This window comes from Acetobacter estunensis (assembly GCF_011516945.1).
GTDB classification, from domain to species: Bacteria; Pseudomonadota; Alphaproteobacteria; order Acetobacterales; family Acetobacteraceae; genus Acetobacter; species Acetobacter estunensis.
On sequence record NZ_WOTH01000018.1, the window covers coordinates 1 to 17,645 of the forward strand.

Genomic DNA, 17,645 nt, shown 5'->3' on the forward strand with positions numbered 1-17,645 from the left:
CTGCCTCCAGAGGCAAAATGCCGTTGTCATTCCAGATCAGACGCACAGGACACAGCTCTCAGAACAGAGAATAACACTCTTCAGACAAAATGTGAGAAATCCGCGTCGATCAGATGCCTCACCTGTGCAGGAACCGAAGCCGTGGCCACGAATTCACTGGCCACATCCTTGAACAGCGCCTGCAGATCCACTTCCTGCTGATAGGCGGCCCCGATGGCGGAGCGCATTTGCTGGCCCACAATGGCCACGACTCCGACATGATCGAGCTTGGCATCATAAAGACCGTTCAGAAGGTGAATCGCACCCGGCCCCGATGTGGCGTAACACAGCCCGACCTGTCCGGTGAACTTGGCGTGAGCGCTGGCCATGAAAGCCGCCATTTCTTCATGACGGACCTGCACAAACTCCGTACCTTCTTTCAGCGCCGCTTCCAGCGCGACATCCAGACCGCCCACCCCGTCACCCGGATATCCATAGACACGGGCAAGCCCCCATTCCCGGAGGCGCCTCCAGACGAATTCACTGACATTCATCCTATTTCTCCGAAAACTTGTGCGATACGTGTGTCACACTCCATACGCTTTCGGATTTGATGCGTTCCTCGCTTTCAAAACGAACTTTTCAGAATCGAAACCGTGTTTGACGTGGAATCAAAAGCTTCCACGAAGCAGCGCATCCTATGTTCGAAAAAACCAACCCAATCTGAAATCTTTTCTATTTATATTTGCAACTTTCCCATCTCAAGCTCCTTGAGTCTCCACCGGATCCGAAAACAGACCTGCATCGAACACACATGAAAATGAGGTCATGTTTTCAGCCGGAACAGAAATGGAGTCTTCGTATGTTCTACAATCACGAAAATCGTCATCCCATCGCATACGCTGCCGACCGCTCGGGAGAGAGCACTGGAAGCCACAACGCTGGGAACTTCGCTGAAAATCGCGAGAAAGCTTCTGAGGCCGGTCGCAAGGGCGGGCACGCCAGCCACGGAGGTCATGACAGCACCACAACTCATGAAAAAGCCCAACACAATCCGGGAAACTTTGCAGAAGATCATGAAAAGGCCGTAGAAGCAGGCCGCAAAGGCGGACAGGCCAGTCATGGAGGACACGGCTCTGAAGCCTCCCATACAGAGGGAGCGCACAAGTCCGGCAATTTCGCAGACAATCCGGAAAAAGCGGCCGAAGCTGGCCGCAAGGGTGGGCATGCCAGCCACAAATCCTGATAACGCGGTCATTGCGCCGGAAGCATGCTCGCCATGCTTCCGGTCAATCAGACAGAACGATTACAATCGTCAGCCTGTTCCGATGATTTTCCTGAAGCCTCGCCATAATTGCGAGTGAACGCGACCACTACTTATAAGGCGATGATCCGATAGAAAACGGACGTCCTAACTGATTATGGGGTGATGCTCTTTTTCAAGAAGAGTCTATGCGCAAATATCAACTCCGAAGCACACCAAATACAAAATCCTTTAGGGCTTGTGGGGATTCACCGTGAATGGATGATGGCTGCGGCGAGATAGATCATGGCGCTGAAGCTTTTGTCTGTTTTGTCGGCCCGCATTGCGATGCGTTTGAATTCCTTAAGCTTGCAGAAGAAGTTCTCGATCAAATGCCGCCATTTATAGATTTCCCGATCCAGCAGCAGTGGCTTTGAACGTCGCGGATGCTGGGAAATAACAACTGTTGCGCCCCTTTCATTCAGTTCGGCAATGATGGCGTTGCTGTCGAACGCCTTGTCGGCGATGAAGGCATCGAATTCGAGACCGTCAATCAACGGTAGCACTTCCACACTGTCGAAGCGCTGTCCGGGCATCAGACGGAAACGCACGAGATTGCCCAAGGCATCCGTCAGCGCGAGAATCTTCGTCGTCATGCCGCCTTTCGAGCGGCCAATGGCCTGGCTCTGCGTCCCCCTTTTGCGCCCTGACCATGACGATGAACCTTCACGATCGTTGCATCGACCATGGCATATTCCATGTCCGGATCACTGGACAGGGCCTCGAAAATCCGTTTGAAAACATCGGCATTGCGCCAATCGCTGAAGCGACGAAAGGCCGTGCTCCAGTTGCCGAACGCAGTGGGCAGATCACGCCATGGACTGCCCGTTCGGACAATCCACAGCACCGCTTCCATGAAAAGACGGTTGTCGCGACCGCTTCGGCCCGGATCGGTCGATTTGCCAGGGCAATGAGGTTCAATCAGCGCCCATTGGGCGTCTGTCAGCACAAAGCGTTCCATCCGAAGCTTGAATCATAACCCATGCCTCATGTGAATCCCCACAAACCCTAAGCCGCCTCCGCAGCGCAGGACGTTATTCCAGCAACAAGGGTACAAGGCGCCCGGAGCAGTGCCAGGCGCTCTCTCGATACTCTTATCTTTCTCTACTCAGGAAGCCGTGCCGCCCACTGTCAGTCCCGTCATCTTGAGCGTGGGCTGTCCCACACCCACCGGCACGCCCTGCCCCGCCTTGCCACATGTGCCGATCCCGGGATCGAGCGCCACATCGGACCCGATCATGGAAATCGAGGTCATGGCGTCCGCGCCGTTTCCGATCAGTGTCGCTCCCCGCACGGGAGCCGTCACCTTGCCGTCCTCGATCAGATACGCCTCGGACGCCGCGAACACGAACTTGCCGGAGGTGATATCCACCTGACCGCCACCGAAATTCACGGCGTAAAGACCACGTTTTACAGAACGGATCATGTCTTCATTGGTCGCTTCACCACCGAGCATCAAGGTGTTGGTCATACGCGGCAACGGCATGTGAGCGTAAGACTGGCGACGGCCATTGCCCGTAGGTGTTGCCCCCATCAGACGCGCATTAAGACGATCCTGAATGAAACCGGTCAGGATGCCATCCTCGATCATCACCGTGCGGCCCGTAGGCGTTCCCTCGTCATCCACGGTCAGACTGCCGCGCCGGTCGGGGAGAGTGCCATCGTCCACCACTGTCACGCCCGGGCTGGCCACGCGCTTGCCCATCAGGCCAGAGAACATGGAGGTCTTCTTACGGTTGAAATCCCCCTCCAACCCATGTCCCACGGCCTCGTGCAGGAGAATGCCGGGCCAGCCGGAACCGAGCACGATTTCCATCTCGCCCGCCGGAGCCGGGCGCGCATCCAGATTGACCAGTGCCGTGCGCAGCGCCTCGTCCACCGCCCCGCGCCACGCATTTTCCTCGATCAGCTTCGTCAGGCTGTAGCGTCCACCAAAGCCGTGCGTGCCACTCTCGCGCCGCCCGTCCTTTTCCACCACCACAGAGACGTTCAGACGCACCAGCGGGCGCAGGTCTGCCACACGCGTGCCATCCGCGCGCACGATCTGCACGGCCTGCCATTCGGACACGAGGGACGCCATGACCTGCACCACGCGGGCATCGCGCCCCCGGGCATAGGCATCGATGTCCCCCAGCACAGCAGCACGACGGGCGAAATCCGTCTCGTGCAGCGGGTTGATGTCTGCATAAAGGCGTGTGTTCGTAGAGCGCGGCGGGGGCGCCATGACGCCGGTGCGACCATTGCGAACCTCGCGCACGGTCTCACCCGCGCGGCGGAGGGACTTCGCGCTGATCTCATCCGAATGGGCAAAACCGGTTTCCTCGCCCAGCACGCTGCGCAGGCCGAAACCGCTGGATGTGTCGAAGGACGCGGACCGGATCACGCCATCATCAAGTGAGAGCCCTTCACTTTCGCGGTATTCCAGAAACAGTTCACCATCATCCATGCCAGCCAGCGCGTCGGCCGTCAGCATCTGCGCTTCATCACGACCAAGGCGGGAAGCGGCCCGCTCAAAGAACAGATGATCGGTCGCAGCCAGCGGACCAAGACCGGCTACGGCCGACTGAGCGCGGGAAGAGGCGTTCAGGGTTGAGGCATCGGACGACATGGGCAAGACTCCCGCAAGAACGGGCAGCGGGTCGGCAAGCGCCGGACCGTTCACCACCCTGATACGTCTTTGTGTCATACTCGCTTTCGTCACCGACAGAAAAGTCGGATGACGGACGGACCCCATCGGGACCTCCTGCGTTTCTCTCCCAGCCGGGCCATGACGCTATGAAGAAAGGACATCATTTGACGCGTAGGACCGCGCATATCCGCTTTTCCCGCTTTCTGGCTTCCGGCATCCTTGCCCTCACTGCCGGAAGCGCGCTTTCCCCCGCAGCTCACGCCCAGACGGCAGGAGAGACGATGAAGGTTTCGTCCGATACCGCGCCGGTCACGCCCGAGGCCGTCTCCCCGGACGATGTGCCCGTGCTGCTGCACCCCGCCATTATTCCGCCTCCACAGGCCGCGCGTCTGCCCGAGCATCAGGATCTGCGGCCTCCTTCCATCATTCTCGACGGGCTGTTCGACGCCATCGGACGGGCGCGCATCTTTACCGATGCCAAGGCTGCCGCCGATGCCTATCCCAACCGCCCGCCCGAGGAGATCCTCGCCGCATGGCGCAGCCAGAACGATCAGCCGGGCTTCGACCTCAAGACCTTCGTGGCAACGTGGTTCACCGTCCCGGCCATCGTCTCGGCTGCGTATCAGCGCACTCCGGACGAAAGCGTGCGCGACTACATTTCGGGCATGTGGGACGTGCTGACACGCCAGCCAGACACCCCCGTGCCGTGGTCCTCGCTGCTGACACAACCCCAGCGCTACGTGGTGCCGGGCGGTCGCTTCTCGGAGCTGTACTACTGGGACAGCTACTTCACGATGATCGGGCTGTATGAGGACAACCGCGTCGATCTTCTGCGCTCGACCTTTATCTGCCTCGCCTCCATGATCGACCGTTACGGGCACATCCCCAATGGGGCGCGCACCTATTATCTGGGGCGCTCGCAACCTGCTTTCTTCGCGACGATGCTCGATCTGCTGGCCCAGCATGATGGCAAAAACATCTATGTGAAATATCTTCCCGAACTCCAGAAAGAATATGCCTACTGGACGGACGGTGAAGCCACGCTCAAGCCCGGTCAGGCGTGGCGGCATGCCGTCCGGCTGCGCGACGGTAGCTTCCTGACGCGCCCATGGGACGATTTCGACACACCGCGTGACGAGAGTTACCCGCAGGACATCGCCACCGCCCGCACCACGGATCGTCCCGCGCACGAACTCTGGCGTGATCTGCGCGCCGGGTCCGAAACAGGATGGGATTTCTCCTCGCGCTGGCTGGCGGACGGACACACGCTCTCCACCATTCGCACCACCGATCTCGTCACGATCGAGATGAGCGTCGCCGTGGTGCATCTGGTGCAGACACTGGCGAAAGCCCACGAACTGGCCGGCCACAAGATGCAGGCCCGACACTACGCCGCCGAAGCGGCCCGACGCGTGGCGACCGTTCAACGTGTCTTCTGGGATGCTGACCGCAAGGCGTTCATCGATTACGACTGGAAGACCGACACCCATACAGGCGTTCTGTCCGCCGCCACTGTCGTTCCCCTGTTTTTCAACATGGCCACTCCCGAACAGGGTCACGCCGTGGCGCAGACGGTGCGGGAGTCTCTGCTCAAACCCGGTGGCATCGCAGCTTCCACCGTCACCAGCGGACAGCAATGGGACGCTCCCAACGGTTGGGCGCCTTATCAGTGGATGGCTGTGAAAGGTCTCTCGGCCTACAAGGAAGACGCTCTGGCGGAAGACATCGCGCGGCGCTGGATGACGCGCGTGATCGGAACCTATGAAAAGAGCGGTGTTCTTCTTGAAAAATACGATGTCGTCAGCCCGACCATTCAGAAGGATGGCGGCACGGGTGGCGGTGAATACCCCATGCAGATCGGCTTCGGCTGGACCAACGGTACGCTGGTCGGGATGATGAACCGCTATCCGCGCCTGACGCAGCAGATTCTTAATCACAATCCACAGGCCGGTCAGGAATCCAAAATCGAGGATACGCCGGGCGACGGCCTCCAGCCCAATGCTCCACCCATCGCAACGGTGGTGCATCCAACGCTCAAGGGGCAGGCGGCCTCACAGGAGAGCGTACCCCACGATGGCGTGCCGCTCTCTCCCGATCACCCCTGACGCTGTCGATACATTTCGCTCATGAAACAAGGCCTGCCCCGAACGGGAGCAGGCCTTTTTCAGTGAAACGGGACCGAACGTTCAGTCCTGTCCTTCGAAGAAGCTCTTCACACGACTGAAGAAACCGGCATGTTCCGGACTGCTTTTGACATGCTCCCCCGCTTCCGTCTCGAATTCTTCAAGAAGTTCGCGCTGGCGCTTGGTCAGATTCTGCGGGGTCTCAACGACGACCTGCACATACATATCTCCCCGGGCAGAAGACCGCAGGACGGAAAAGCCTTTGCCCCGAAGACGGAAGTGTTCGCCACCCTGCGTTCCGGCAGGGATCTTCACCTTGGCGCGTGAGCCGTCCACAACCGGCACCTCAATCTCGGTGCCAAGTGCGGCCTGCGTCATGCGCAGCGGCACGCGGACATAAATGTTGGAGCCGTCACGCTGGAAGAGTTCGCTGCGCTGCACGGCGATATGAACATACAGATCGCCTGCGGGCGCGCCCTTGCCACCGGATTCCCCCTCGCCCGAAAGGCGGATGCGCGTGCCGTCCTCGATCCCGGCCGGAATGGCCACTTCCAGCGTGCGGGTGGTTTCGATGGTGCCTTCGCCATGACATGAGGCGCACGGGTCTTTCACCACGCGGCCTTCCCCATGACAGGTGGGGCATGGACGCTCGACCACGAAAAAGCCCTGCTGCGCACGCACCTTGCCCGCACCGTGACAGGACGGGCAGACCTGCACGCCAGCCTCGCCTTCCTTGGAGCCGGTACCGTCACAGGACTCGCACAAAATGCGGGTGCGAACAGTGACAGGCTTCTTCACGCCGCTGAAGGCTTCCGCCAGCGTAACCTCGACCTGCACCTGAATGTCGGAGCCCGCGCGCACAGCGCTGCCGCCCCCGCGACGGCCCATCATGTCGCCGAACATCTGCTCGAAAATGTCGCCCAGACCGCCGCCTGCAAAACCGCCGCCGAAGTCGAAGCCACCCGGTCCGCCACCGCCGCCATTGGTGAACGCGTCATGACCGAAGCGGTCATAGGCCGCGCGTTTCTGCTCGTCCTTGAGGACGTCATACGCCTCGTTGATTTCCTTGAAGCGCGCCTCGGCCGCGCCATCCCCCGGATTGCGGTCCGGGTGATACTTCATGGCCAGTTTCCGGTACGCCTTCTTGAGCTCGTCAGAGGAGGCTTCCCGAGAGACTTCCAGAACAGCGTAATAATCCAGTTTGGTGGCCATCTAGTTCCTCATGAGTGGGATGAAAGCACAAACGCCCGCTCCCTGAACGGAGCGGGCGTCTGGGACCCTCGGAGAGCACAAGACCGCCCTCCCGTGAAGTGATGGAGCGGGACAGTCCCACCCCATCACGGCATATCCGCTCAGGACTTCTTGTTGTCGTCGATTTCCTCGAAGTCGGCATCGACAACCTTCTCATCGGGCTTGGCGCCGCCAGCAGTGGCGCCTTCCGCCGCACCCTCGGCACCCTGACCGGCCTTGTAGACGGCCTCACCGACCTTCATCGCCGCCTGCGTCAGACGCTCGGAAGCCGATTTCAGCGTGTCCGCGTCCGAACCTTCAAGAGCCGATTTCACAGCCTTGATGGCCTCTTCCGCCTCGCTGCGGACATCGGCCGGAACCTTGTCGCCACCCTCGGAGAGCGACTTCTCAGTCTGGCTGACCAGCGCATCGGCATTGTTGCGGACCTCGACCTGCTCACGCTTCGCCTTATCGGCTTCCGCGTTTGCTTCGGCGTCCTTGACCATCTTGTCGATGTCGGACTCCGACAGACCACCAGAGGCCTGGATCTTGATCTGCTGCTCCTTGCCGGTCGCCTTGTCCTTGGCAGACACGGAGACGATGCCGTTTGCGTCGATGTCGAAAGTCACTTCGATCTGCGGCACGCCACGCGGAGCCGGAGCGATGCCCGTCAGGTCGAAATTGCCAAGCAGCTTGTTGTCAGCCGCCATCTCACGCTCGCCCTGATAGACCTTGATGGTCACGGCGCTCTGGTTGTCTTCTGCAGTCGAGAAGGTCTGGCTCTTCTTCGTCGGGATCGTGGTGTTGCGATCGATCAGACGGGTGAACACGCCACCCAGCGTCTCGATGCCCAGCGACAGCGGCGTCACGTCAAGAAGCAGCACGTCCTTGACGTCACCTTTGAGCACCGCACCCTGAATGGCCGCACCGATCGCCACGACTTCGTCGGGGTTCACGTTGCGGGCTGGTTCCTTACCGAAGAAGGACTTCACTTCCTCGATCACCTTCGGCATGCGGGTCATGCCGCCGACGAGGATAACCTCATCGATTTTAGACGCATCCAGACCCGCATCCTTCAGAGCCGCCTTACAGGGCTCAAGCGTGCGGGCAATCAGGTCTTCCACCAGGCTCTCAAGCTTCGCACGGGTCAGCTTGACCACGAGATGCTTCGGACCCGACGCATCCGCCGTAATGAACGGCAGGTTGATCTCGGTCTCCTTGGAAGAAGACAACTCGATCTTCGCCTTCTCGGCCGCTTCCTTCAGACGCTGGAGCGCCAGCTTGTCACTCTTGAGGTCGATGCCCTGATCGCGCTTGAACTCGCTGGCAAGGAAATCGATGATCCGGTTGTCGAAGTCTTCACCGCCGAGGAACGTGTCACCGTTGGTGGACTTCACCTCGATCACGCCATCGGAAATCTCAAGGATCGAGACGTCGAACGTGCCGCCACCAAGGTCATAGACCGCAACCGTGCCGCCGTTCTTCTTCTCAAGGCCATAGGCCAGAGCGGCTGCCGTCGGCTCGTTGATGATACGCAGAACTTCGAGACCCGCGATCTTGCCCGCATCCTTCGTGGCCTGACGCTGGGCATCATTAAAGTACGCTGGAACGGTGATGACGGCCTGCGTGACCTTCTCGCCGAGATAGGACTCCGCCGTCTCCTTCATCTTGCCAAGCACGAAGGCGGAAATCTGCGCCGGAGCGTATTTCTTGCCGCGGGCTTCCACCCATGCGTCGCCGTTGTCACCCTTCACGATCTCGTAGGGGACGAGCTTCTTGTCCTTCTGGACGGTCGGATCGTCGTAACGACGACCGATCAGACGCTTGACGGCATACAGCGTGTTGGTGGGGTTGGTGACGGCCTGACGCTTGGCAGCCTGACCGACCAGCATCTCGCCACCTTCGGTGAAGGCCACCATGGACGGCGTGGTGCGCGCGCCTTCGCTGTTCTCGATAACCTTCGTTTCGTTGCCTTCACGGACGGCGACGCAGGAGTTGGTCGTACCGAGATCGATACCGATAACCTTGCTCATTATGTCTTTTCTCCTTCAGCGGCGCCACCTGACCCGAAGCATCGGGCGACACCCTTCAATTTATCGCGGCAAACCCTCGGAAAACCGAACCGGTTCACCTCTTTCCCTATCGATGTAGGAGGCCCTCACAGGGGTTTCAAGAGGACCGCACCCCCCTGAGCGCCTCCTTTTCCCCTTACGAAGCGCCACCTTCGTTCTTGGCGACGACAACCATCGCGGGCTTGAGCAGACGTCCATGCAGCGTCCATGTCGGCGTCCACGCCTGCATGACCGTTCCATGCGCATGTTCGGCACTTGGCTGCTCAGCCATGGCCTGATGCTGGTTGGCGTCGAACGGCTTGCCGGACGGGTCTTCGCTCACCACGCCATGACGCTCAAGGATGGACAGGAAAGAACGCTCCGTCCCCTCGATGCCTTCGCGCATCGTGGTGATGAGCTTGTCCTCACCTTCGGCACGGGGAGGGAAATTGGCCAGAGCCCGCTTGAGGTTCTCGGCGGCCTCGACCACGTCACGCGCGAATTTCTGCACCGCATACTGGCGGGCATCGTCCACATCGCGCTTGGCGCGGGCGCGCAGATTCTGCATCTCCGCTTCCGAACGCATCCATTTGTCGTGCTCTGCCGCGAGTTGGTCTTCCAGCTCCTTGATTCTGGTGCTGGCCGCACTCATCACGTCGTCCGTGGAGGGGGCGCCTTCGGGCTGTGCATCCGTCCCGGCTGTCGTGTGGGACGAACCGTGCTCGGTGGGGCCGTTCACCGCATCTTCCGCTGGCGCTTCGGCCCCTTGGGTGTCTGTCGTGTTGGTCATGTGACAAGAATTAGGCATCCGGATGGAGGACGACAAGGCATCGGCGGGAAGGAATTCTCACTGCCCACCCATGCGTACGGCAGCCGGTCTGTTTCGTGAGGTGAGACATACCCCATAGCCCCGCTCCTCCCGGCAAGCTATTGTGCCCCCGACTGAAGCCAGAGCGCACCGTGGGATGGGTGTCGCCTCCGTTGTGGGAGAACCGGATACGTGACGGAAAAACAAACGATCGCCCTGGTCGATGACGATCGCAACATCCTGACCTCCGTACAGATGACGTTGGAAGCCGAAGGCTATCAGGTCCGCACATTCACCGACGGCGAGCAGGCGCTGGTGGATCTCACCAACCGCCCGGTGGATCTGGCCGTGCTCGACATCAAGATGCCCCGCATGGACGGCATGGAACTGCTTCAGCGCCTGCGCGCACGCTCCAACCTGCCCATCATCTTTCTCTCGTCGAAGGACGAAGAGGTGGATCAGCTCATGGGACTGCGTCTCGGCGCGGACGATTACATCACCAAACCGTTTTCCCAGCGGCTGCTGATTGAGCGCATCCGGGCCCTTCTGCGCCGCAACGAGGTCAACAAGGCCGAAATGGCGGGCGAGGGCGGGGCCAGCCTGCTTGTGCGCGGCGATCTGTCTCTCGATGAATCGCGTCACCGTTGCCAGTGGAAAGGCCACGACGTCCCGCTGACCGTAACAGAGTTCCTGCTGGTCAAGGCTCTGGCAGCCCGTCCGGGACTGGTGAAATCGCGCGATCAGCTCATCGACGCGGCCTATGGCGACAACATCTATGTGGATGACCGCACCATCGACAGTCACATCAAGCGCGTGCGCAAGAAGTTCCGGCAGGTGGATGAGGACTTCAACCAGATCGAGACGCTCTACGGTATCGGCTACCGCTACAAGGAAGACTGATACGGTGCGACCCGGCTTCCGCCCGACGGATCGCGCGGCATGACCGCATCTCCCGATCCGATGGACCGGCTTCGCACCCTCGGTCGCGCCCTGCCGCCGCGACTGCGCCAGATCGCCCGTCTCGCGCGTGTGCGGACACGGCGGTGGCGCACACGGCTTCTGGCCCGCACACGACGCTCGCCCGCGCCCCCGGGCGAGGACGATGCGGACCGGCGGCTGATCTCACCCCTGATGCGGCGCATCCTGCTGGTGAACATGCTGCCGCTGGTGGTGTTCGGCCTCACGCTGCTGTTTCTCAGTCAGTTCCGCAACAGCCTGCTGATCGCCGAGGTCAGCGCCCTGCGCGAGCAGGCGCGCATCTACGCCGGAGCGCTCGGGCAGAGCGCCGTCACACTCAATCCCGCCGCACGTGGACTGCGCCGCGATCGCCTGCCCGGCGGCACGCATATGCTGGAACCCAATCTCGCGCGGCCGCTTCTGCTGCGGCTGACCGAGCCCAGCCCCACAGCGGATGCCCGGATCTTTTCACCCGATGGCACCCTGATCGCCGATAGCCACCAGGAAAAACTCGCCCACCGACGCCCAGGCAGTCCGCCGCCATCACCGGACATGCAGGATGTGCCCGCCGACGGTACGCCATCCTCGCATGACGGACTGTTCCGCCGCCTTGTGGACGCTCTTTTCGGCAATGACGAGGACATGCGGCTGGACGACCGTCCACCGCCACCACTTCCCGGAGACCGCTCCCTGAAAGTGGGACCGCCGCGGGAAGATCCTGAAACACCGCCCTATATTCGGCGCACGGCCAATCACAAGCTGGTCATTACCGTGGCGGAACCCATCGTGCATGACGGGCAGACGGTCGGCATCATTCAGCTTACCCGCACGGGTGAGATGATCGACACATCGCTGTTCAAGATCCGCAGTTCCATCCTGTCGCTTTTCCTGCTGGCCATGGCCATCATGGTGCTGCTGTCGTGGTATCTCTCACTGACGATTGCCCGCCCGCTCCTCCGGCTGGCCACCTCGGCGCATGTCATGCGTGAGAACTCGGGACGGACCGGCACCGTGCCGAGCGCCCTGCTAGGCCGCAGCGACGAGATCGGAGATGTGGCCCGCGCCCTTCAGGACAGCGCGCAGGCCCTGTGGACACGGATGGACGCCATCGAGCGCTTCGCCGCCGATGTCGCACATGAGATCAAGAATCCGCTCTCCTCCATCCGCTCGGCCATCGAAACCATCCTGCGCATCGACGATCCAGACCGACAGAGACGCCTGTTGACCATCATCGGGGAGGATGTGCGGCGGCTTGACCGGCTCATCACCGATATTTCCGATGCCAGTCGCCTCGATGCCGAACTGTCCCGCGTGCGGGCGCAGCCTGTGGCGGTGGTCCCGCTGCTCTCCCTGCTGGCGGAAATCCATCAGTCCACCCGCAAGCCTCATCAGCCGGACATCGACCTCGCCATTTCCGACGACACGCCCGAAGCACCTTTGCTCGTGCTGGCGGTGGAAGACCGTCTGGTGCAGGTCATCCGCAACCTGATCGGCAACGCCATCTCGTTCTCACCTCCCGATGGCCACATCTATCTGGAAGCCCACGCGGCAGGAGGGATGGTGGAAATATCCGTCACGGACGAAGGGCCGGGCATTCCCGAGTCGAAGCTGGATTCGATTTTCGACCGCTTCTATTCCGAACGCCCCAAGGCGGAGAATTTCGGCCAACACTCGGGGCTGGGCCTGTCCATCAGTCGCCAGATCATTCAGGCCCTGCGCGGCACTATCCGCGCCGAAAACCGGACGGACAGAGAAGGGCGCGTCATCGGTGCCCGCTTCATCATCCGGCTGCCGCGCGCGACTGGCACGCCACCGGCACGCCGCGAGGACGACGCCGACTGAAGGCGCGTCGTTTCCTTTCCGCCCAATAAAAAAGCCCCCGGCCGTTTCCAGCCGGGGGCTTTTTGACGATCTGCGTGAACGCCGAAGACGTCAGCGCGGAGCCAGCACCATCACCATCTGGCGGTTTTCCAGACGGGGCATCTGCTCGACTTTCGCCAGTTCATCGACTTCCTGACGGATACGCTCAAGCACCTTCACGCCAAGTTCCTGATGCGCCATTTCACGACCACGGAAACGCAGCGTGACTTTCACCTTGTCCCCATCATCGAGGAAGCTCTTCATCGCGCGCATCTTAACCTGGTAGTCATTTTCGTCGATATTCGGACGAACCTTGACTTCCTTGATCTCGATGACCTTCTGCTTCTTGCGCGCCTCGTTGCGCTTCTTCTGCTGCTCGTACTTGTACTTGCCGTAATCAAGAATCTTGCAGACAGGCGGCTCGGCGTTCGGACTGATCTCAAGAAGGTCCAGCCCTACGCCATAAGCGCGCGCCAGCGCGTCACGGGTGGGCAGGACACCGATCATCTCTCCGTCCTGATCGATCAGACGGACCTGCGGAATGCGGATCTCTTCATTAACGCGGGGCCCCTCGCGACTTGGCGTCGAGGGAAACGGTGGTCTGGCTATGGTCAGCTCCTGTCGAAATGGCAAAAGCGCCCCCACCGCAACGCGGGGACGGCAGTCTTTGATCTATACCAGCTTATTATGTGCGGAAAGCTGCGGCTAATATCAAGCGCCACATTCATGCCATCCGCGCGAGCAGCCATGCGAAAACCACTCGCCCCCCCGCAAGACGAGGCATGTCGTCCTTCATTGATCGTCGCCATCACGGCTGTCATCGTCCGGACGCGCGCCGATCGTGACCGGCACTATCACCGTCGTGGCCTTGCGGTGCACGGTCAGCGAAAGGGTGGAACCGGGCTTGCGGGCAGCCACAATGCGGATCAACGTGCGGGCACTTTCCACACGGTCGTTCCCCACCAGCGTGATGAAATCACCGCGACGGAGCCCCGCTTTCTGTGCCGGACCACCGGGATCGGTCTCCACAACCCGCGCGCCGTCCTGCCCCTCCTCATCCTCCAGCGTGACGCCAAGCCAGCCGCGCTCGATGTGACCACCGGTGCGCAGCATCTCGACCACCGGGATCACCAGTTCGGAGGGAATGGAAAAGCCGATGCCCACCGAGCCACCGGTGGGTGAGACAATGGCCGTGTTAATGGCAATCACTTCTCCCTTCATGTTGAAGGTCGGACCGCCCGAATTGCCCGGATTGATGGGGGCGTCGAGCTGGAGAAAATCATCGAACGGGCTGGCCCCGATGTCGCGCCCGCGCGCCGAGACGATACCGGCGGAGACCGATGACCCCAGTCCGAACGGATTGCCCGCCGCCATGATCCAGTCGCCCACCTGCACTTCCCGGCTGTCGCCCCAGCGCACATAAGGAAGCGGCGTGAGGCTCTCCACCTTGATGACGGCGATGTCGGTCAAATCGTCGCTGCCCAGCACACGGGCGGGTAGTTCGTGTCCATTGGCCAGCGACACCGTGATGTTGTTGGCGTCCCCCACCACATGATTGTTGGTCACGATCACGCCAGCCGGGTCGATGATAAAGCCGGACCCCGCGCCCAGCATTTCCTCACCATGGCGTCGCAAGCGCTCACGAAAGCGGCGTTCCAATGGCGTGCCCTTCACATCCGGCAGCACGTGCAGCCGCCGGTTGGTGGAAGGATTGATGTCGCGCGTCACGGCAATGTTGACCACAGCCGGCACCACGCGACGCACCAGCGGCGCGAACGTAACCGGCAGTCCGGCCACAAGCGGCAGCCCATCGGTCACGGCCGGCGGCGTGGTGTTGGGAGGCGCCGACGCATCGGCGCGCGCCTCCCCCACCGGCAGGAGCGCACACGCCATCAGAGCGGAGACGGGAAAGACCTTCAGGCCACGGAGCAGCGCTCCCCGGACGGAATGGGTGGGCATCAGACAGACATTACCTTCATGACGGCGTGGAGTGTCCGATCAATCGGCCGGCATCGCAATGCCTTGTCCTCATGAACATGAACTTTTCATGCAACACTGTGGCCTTCGCACACAGCGTTAACGTCCGCGTGGCAGCGGAGGTGAGGCCGTGGAAGGATCTTCCGGCCAGTCGTGGCGGGGATAGCGCCCGCGCATGTCACGCCGCATGTCCAGCCAGCCATTTTTCCAGAAAGTCGCCAGATCCGCTGTCAGCGCCTGCGGACGACCTGCGGGAGAGAGCAGCGCCAGACGCAGGGGAACCTGACCGCCCGCAAGACGTGGTGTGTCAATCGTTCCATAAAAGACCTGCGCTTTTGCGGAGGCTATGGGAACCGGCTGGCTGTAATCCACCTTCACACGACCGCCTTTGAGCATCAGTTCCGTGGGCAATTCCCGATCCAGCCAGACAAGATCGGCATGTGCGAAGCGTGCCCGCAGCATTGCCAGCAGATCCAGTCCTTTCAGCGCCGTCAGTGTCGTAATGCCTCCAAGCCAGGGGGCCAGCCATTCGCCCACACTTGAGACAAGAGCCTCATCGGAGCAATCGGGCCAGTCAGAGCGCTTCAGCGTCCCGCGTGCGATCGCCACACGCGCCTGAAACTGCCGTGCGGCCTCCGTCCATTCCAACGCCGTGGCGAGCGATGTCGCCGCCTGCATCAGCAGCAGATCCGCAGCGTCCCCGGCCTTCACTGCCTCGGTCCGGTCGCGCAGCACAAGCGCCCCCACACGCAGTCGCCGCCGCGCCATGATGGAGCCGCTCACCGGGTCCAGCGCCGTTTCCACCTGTTCGCTCGCTCGCGCCAACAGCGCGTCCGGCAGGTTGTTCGGGTCCAGAGGTGCTGCCAGACGGATTTCCGCGCTCTTGCGCAGAAACAGTGAGGCCACAGCCAGAAGACGGCAGTCCGCCAGACGATCCGCCTTGCCTATGCGTGCGCTACCACCGCCTGCCAGACGATAGCTTCCCGGCTCCCCGCGCGCCTGCGCTACCCGATCGGGGAAGCCCGCAGCCACGAGGGCGGCCGCATCTCCCTTTGATTCGGTCTCGCGCTGCAATCCCATCCGCCGCCGGAACTGGGTGGCGGCCTGCCGGATACGGGCAAGCGCACCCCGGTCGGCGTCGGGATGATCACCCCCTGCAATCAGGTCCAGACGCAGAGAGAGGTCAGCCGGAGGAACAGGAGGAGGCGCACCGGGTCGGCCGCCCTGACGCGGCCGCATCGGATCACGCTCTTCCAGCAACGCGGCAAGATCGGCGGCCAGTGCGGCCTCGGATGCGTCTCGTGCCGCCAGCATCATGGCGGCCAGACGCGGATGCGTGCCGAGAGACGACATGGCCTGCGCGGCTTTTGTCGGGTGCCCCTCCCCATCCAGCGCCCCGAGAAGCGTGAGCAGTTCGCGGGCCGCCGCCACACCGCCAGCAGGCGGCGCATCCAGCAACCGCAGAGGTCCATCTCCGCCCATGGCCTGTCGCCACAGGCTGGTGGCCAGCACAAAATCCGACAAATCCGCATCCAGAATTTCGGGACGGTCATGCGGGCTCATGCCGCGCTCGGTGGCCTGCGTCCACAGGCGCACACCCAGCCCCGGCGCTTCTCGTCCGGCGCGCCCGGAGCGCTGCGTTGCCACTGCGCGTGAGATGCGCATCGTCTCCAGCCGGGCCAAACCCGCTCCCGGATCGAAACGTGGCGCACGCCGGAAACCGCCATCGATGACAATCCGCACTCCCGGCACGGTCAGAGAGGTCTCGGCAATGGACGTGGCGAGAATGACCCGACGCGCCCCATCCGGTTCCGGCGCAAGCACGCGGGCCTGTTCAGCGGGCGGTAACTCGCCGTAAAGCGGCCGCACAAGAACGGGCGCTCCCTGAAGTTCGGTCATGGTGCGGCGGATTTCACCCGTGCCGGGTAGGAAGACGAGAATATCGCCCTCACGCTCGGCCAGAATCTCACGCACTGCCCGCGCAGCCTCGCGCGGCAGATCGCGCGCAGACGTCAGATCACGCTTTGCATGACGGATTTCGACCGGAAACTGCCGTCCCGCGCTCTCCACCGCAGGCGCGCGCATCAGTTCACACAGCCGCGCCGTGTCGGCGGTGGCGGACATGGCCAGCAGCCGCAGATCGGAACGTAATTCGGCCTGAAGATCCAGCGAGAAGGCCAGCGCGAGGTCGCCATCCAGAGACCGCTCGTGAATTTCATCGAAAATCACGCAGGCCACGTCCTCCAGCGTCGGGTCCGAGAGCAGGCGGCGCAGAAACAGCCCCTCCGTCACGACCTCGATCCGCGTGGCCGCTGAGACGGCGGACTCCAGCCGTGTGCGGAAGCCGACGGTGTGCCCCACCTTTTCGCCCAGCAGGGACGCCATACGTTGGGCGGCGGCACGGGCGGCCAGCCTGCGTGGCTCCAGCATGACGATCCGCGCTGTCGGCGCGCGCCAGCCCGCGTCCAGCAACACCAGCGGCACAAGCGTCGTCTTGCCCGCTCCCGGAGGCGCCACGAGCACGGCGTTCGGCTCATCCTCAAGCCGCACCACCAGTTCGGGCAGACAGACCCGCACAGGCAGATCCTCGCCGGGAGCCGACAGAAGAGAAGCCACACGAGCGGCCCGATCGGAGTGCGCACCATCAGTCATGCTCCGCGTTATGAAGGCGACACCGTTCCCCTGCAATCGCGCAGCCTGTTCCTGTGACGCTCCTCTCGCTAAAGTC

At 61.9% G+C, this 17,645-nt stretch carries 12 protein-coding genes and 1 pseudogene; 4 read left to right on the forward strand and 9 right to left on the reverse strand.

The window, feature by feature from the left end:
- Positions 1-104: 104 nt before the first annotated feature.
- Positions 105-533: pseudogene (locus GOB87_RS09635) on the reverse strand (thiamine pyrophosphate-binding protein); the annotation flags it as partial.
- A 308-nt stretch (positions 534-841) separates the two neighbouring features.
- On the opposite strand from GOB87_RS09635, the gene GOB87_RS09640 reads away from it, so the two are divergent.
- Positions 842-1,225, forward strand: a complete 384-nt coding sequence (locus GOB87_RS09640; RefSeq protein WP_166315846.1) for a con-10 family general stress protein — start codon at positions 842-844, stop codon at positions 1,223-1,225.
- Between the two features lie 266 nt (positions 1,226-1,491).
- Here GOB87_RS09640 and GOB87_RS09645 read toward each other — a convergent pair.
- A protein-coding gene (locus GOB87_RS09645; protein ID WP_166315849.1) for an IS5 family transposase occupies positions 1,492-2,243 on the reverse strand; the annotation gives its coding sequence in 2 pieces (ribosomal slippage) (positions 1,492-1,913 and positions 1,913-2,243; 753 coding nt in all).
- A 147-nt stretch (positions 2,244-2,390) separates the two neighbouring features.
- A complete protein-coding gene (gene tldD, locus GOB87_RS09650) occupies positions 2,391-3,890 on the reverse strand; it encodes a metalloprotease TldD (protein WP_166315968.1) in 1,500 nt (499 codons plus the stop codon).
- Positions 3,891-4,075: 185 nt separating this feature from the next.
- Between tldD and treF the strand changes: the two genes are divergently transcribed.
- On the forward strand, positions 4,076-6,016 hold the full coding sequence (gene treF / locus GOB87_RS09655) for an alpha,alpha-trehalase TreF (protein ID WP_242006285.1): 1,941 nt from the start codon (positions 4,076-4,078) through the stop codon (positions 6,014-6,016).
- Positions 6,017-6,097: 81 nt separating this feature from the next.
- On the opposite strand, the gene dnaJ is transcribed toward treF, so the two are convergent.
- From dnaJ to GOB87_RS09670, 3 genes are all read right to left on the reverse strand, one after another.
- Positions 6,098-7,246: a molecular chaperone DnaJ gene (gene dnaJ, locus GOB87_RS09660; RefSeq protein ID WP_166315852.1), complete on the reverse strand. Its 1,149-nt coding sequence runs from the start codon at positions 7,244-7,246 to the stop codon at positions 6,098-6,100.
- Positions 7,247-7,386: 140 nt separating this feature from the next.
- On the reverse strand, positions 7,387-9,297 hold the full coding sequence (gene dnaK / locus GOB87_RS09665) for a molecular chaperone DnaK (RefSeq protein WP_166315855.1): 1,911 nt from the start codon (positions 9,295-9,297) through the stop codon (positions 7,387-7,389).
- Positions 9,298-9,472: 175 nt separating this feature from the next.
- A complete protein-coding gene (locus tag GOB87_RS09670) occupies positions 9,473-10,105 on the reverse strand; it encodes a nucleotide exchange factor GrpE (RefSeq protein ID WP_166315858.1) in 633 nt (210 codons plus the stop codon).
- A gap of 210 nt (positions 10,106-10,315) precedes the next feature.
- Between GOB87_RS09670 and GOB87_RS09675 the strand changes: the two genes are divergently transcribed.
- Positions 10,316-11,023 carry a response regulator transcription factor gene (locus GOB87_RS09675; RefSeq protein ID WP_166315861.1) on the forward strand — a complete coding sequence of 236 codons (708 nt, stop codon included), beginning with the start codon at positions 10,316-10,318 and terminating at the stop codon, positions 11,021-11,023.
- Between the two features lie 231 nt (positions 11,024-11,254).
- The gene (locus GOB87_RS09680; protein ID WP_242006290.1) at positions 11,255-12,922 is read left to right on the forward strand and encodes a stimulus-sensing domain-containing protein; all 1,668 of its coding nucleotides are present in this window, start codon (positions 11,255-11,257) and stop codon (positions 12,920-12,922) included.
- A gap of 90 nt (positions 12,923-13,012) precedes the next feature.
- On the opposite strand, the gene infC is transcribed toward GOB87_RS09680, so the two are convergent.
- The 3 genes from infC to hrpB form a co-directional block, all read right to left on the reverse strand.
- Positions 13,013-13,549 (reverse strand): translation initiation factor IF-3, encoded by a 537-nt coding sequence (gene infC, locus GOB87_RS09685; RefSeq protein ID WP_166315977.1) that lies wholly within the window; start codon positions 13,547-13,549, stop codon positions 13,013-13,015.
- A 183-nt stretch (positions 13,550-13,732) separates the two neighbouring features.
- On the reverse strand, positions 13,733-14,899 hold the full coding sequence (locus GOB87_RS09690) for a S1C family serine protease (RefSeq protein ID WP_242006286.1): 1,167 nt from the start codon (positions 14,897-14,899) through the stop codon (positions 13,733-13,735).
- Positions 14,900-15,016: 117 nt separating this feature from the next.
- A complete protein-coding gene (hrpB, locus tag GOB87_RS09695; protein ID WP_166315864.1) occupies positions 15,017-17,569 on the reverse strand; it encodes an ATP-dependent helicase HrpB in 2,553 nt (850 codons plus the stop codon).
- Positions 17,570-17,645: the final 76 nt, after the last annotated feature.

Excerpts from the sequence above, each read along its gene's own strand:
- hrpB (WP_166315864.1), bottom strand. The coding sequence starts at position 17,569 with ATGACTGATGGTGCGCACTCCGATCGGGCCGCTCGTGTGGCTTCTCTT.
- dnaK (WP_166315855.1), bottom strand. The coding sequence starts at position 9,297 with ATGAGCAAGGTTATCGGTATCGATCTCGGTACGACCAACTCCTGCGTC.
- tldD (WP_166315968.1), bottom strand. The coding sequence starts at position 3,890 with ATGTCGTCCGATGCCTCAACCCTGAACGCCTCTTCCCGCGCTCAGTCG.
- dnaJ (WP_166315852.1), bottom strand. The coding sequence starts at position 7,246 with ATGGCCACCAAACTGGATTATTACGCTGTTCTGGAAGTCTCTCGGGAA.
- GOB87_RS09680 (WP_242006290.1), top strand. The coding sequence starts at position 11,255 with ATGCGGCGCATCCTGCTGGTGAACATGCTGCCGCTGGTGGTGTTCGGC.
- GOB87_RS09690 (WP_242006286.1), bottom strand. The coding sequence starts at position 14,899 with ATGCCCACCCATTCCGTCCGGGGAGCGCTGCTCCGTGGCCTGAAGGTC.
- GOB87_RS09670 (WP_166315858.1), bottom strand. The coding sequence starts at position 10,105 with ATGACCAACACGACAGACACCCAAGGGGCCGAAGCGCCAGCGGAAGAT.
- GOB87_RS09640 (WP_166315846.1), top strand. The coding sequence starts at position 842 with ATGTTCTACAATCACGAAAATCGTCATCCCATCGCATACGCTGCCGAC.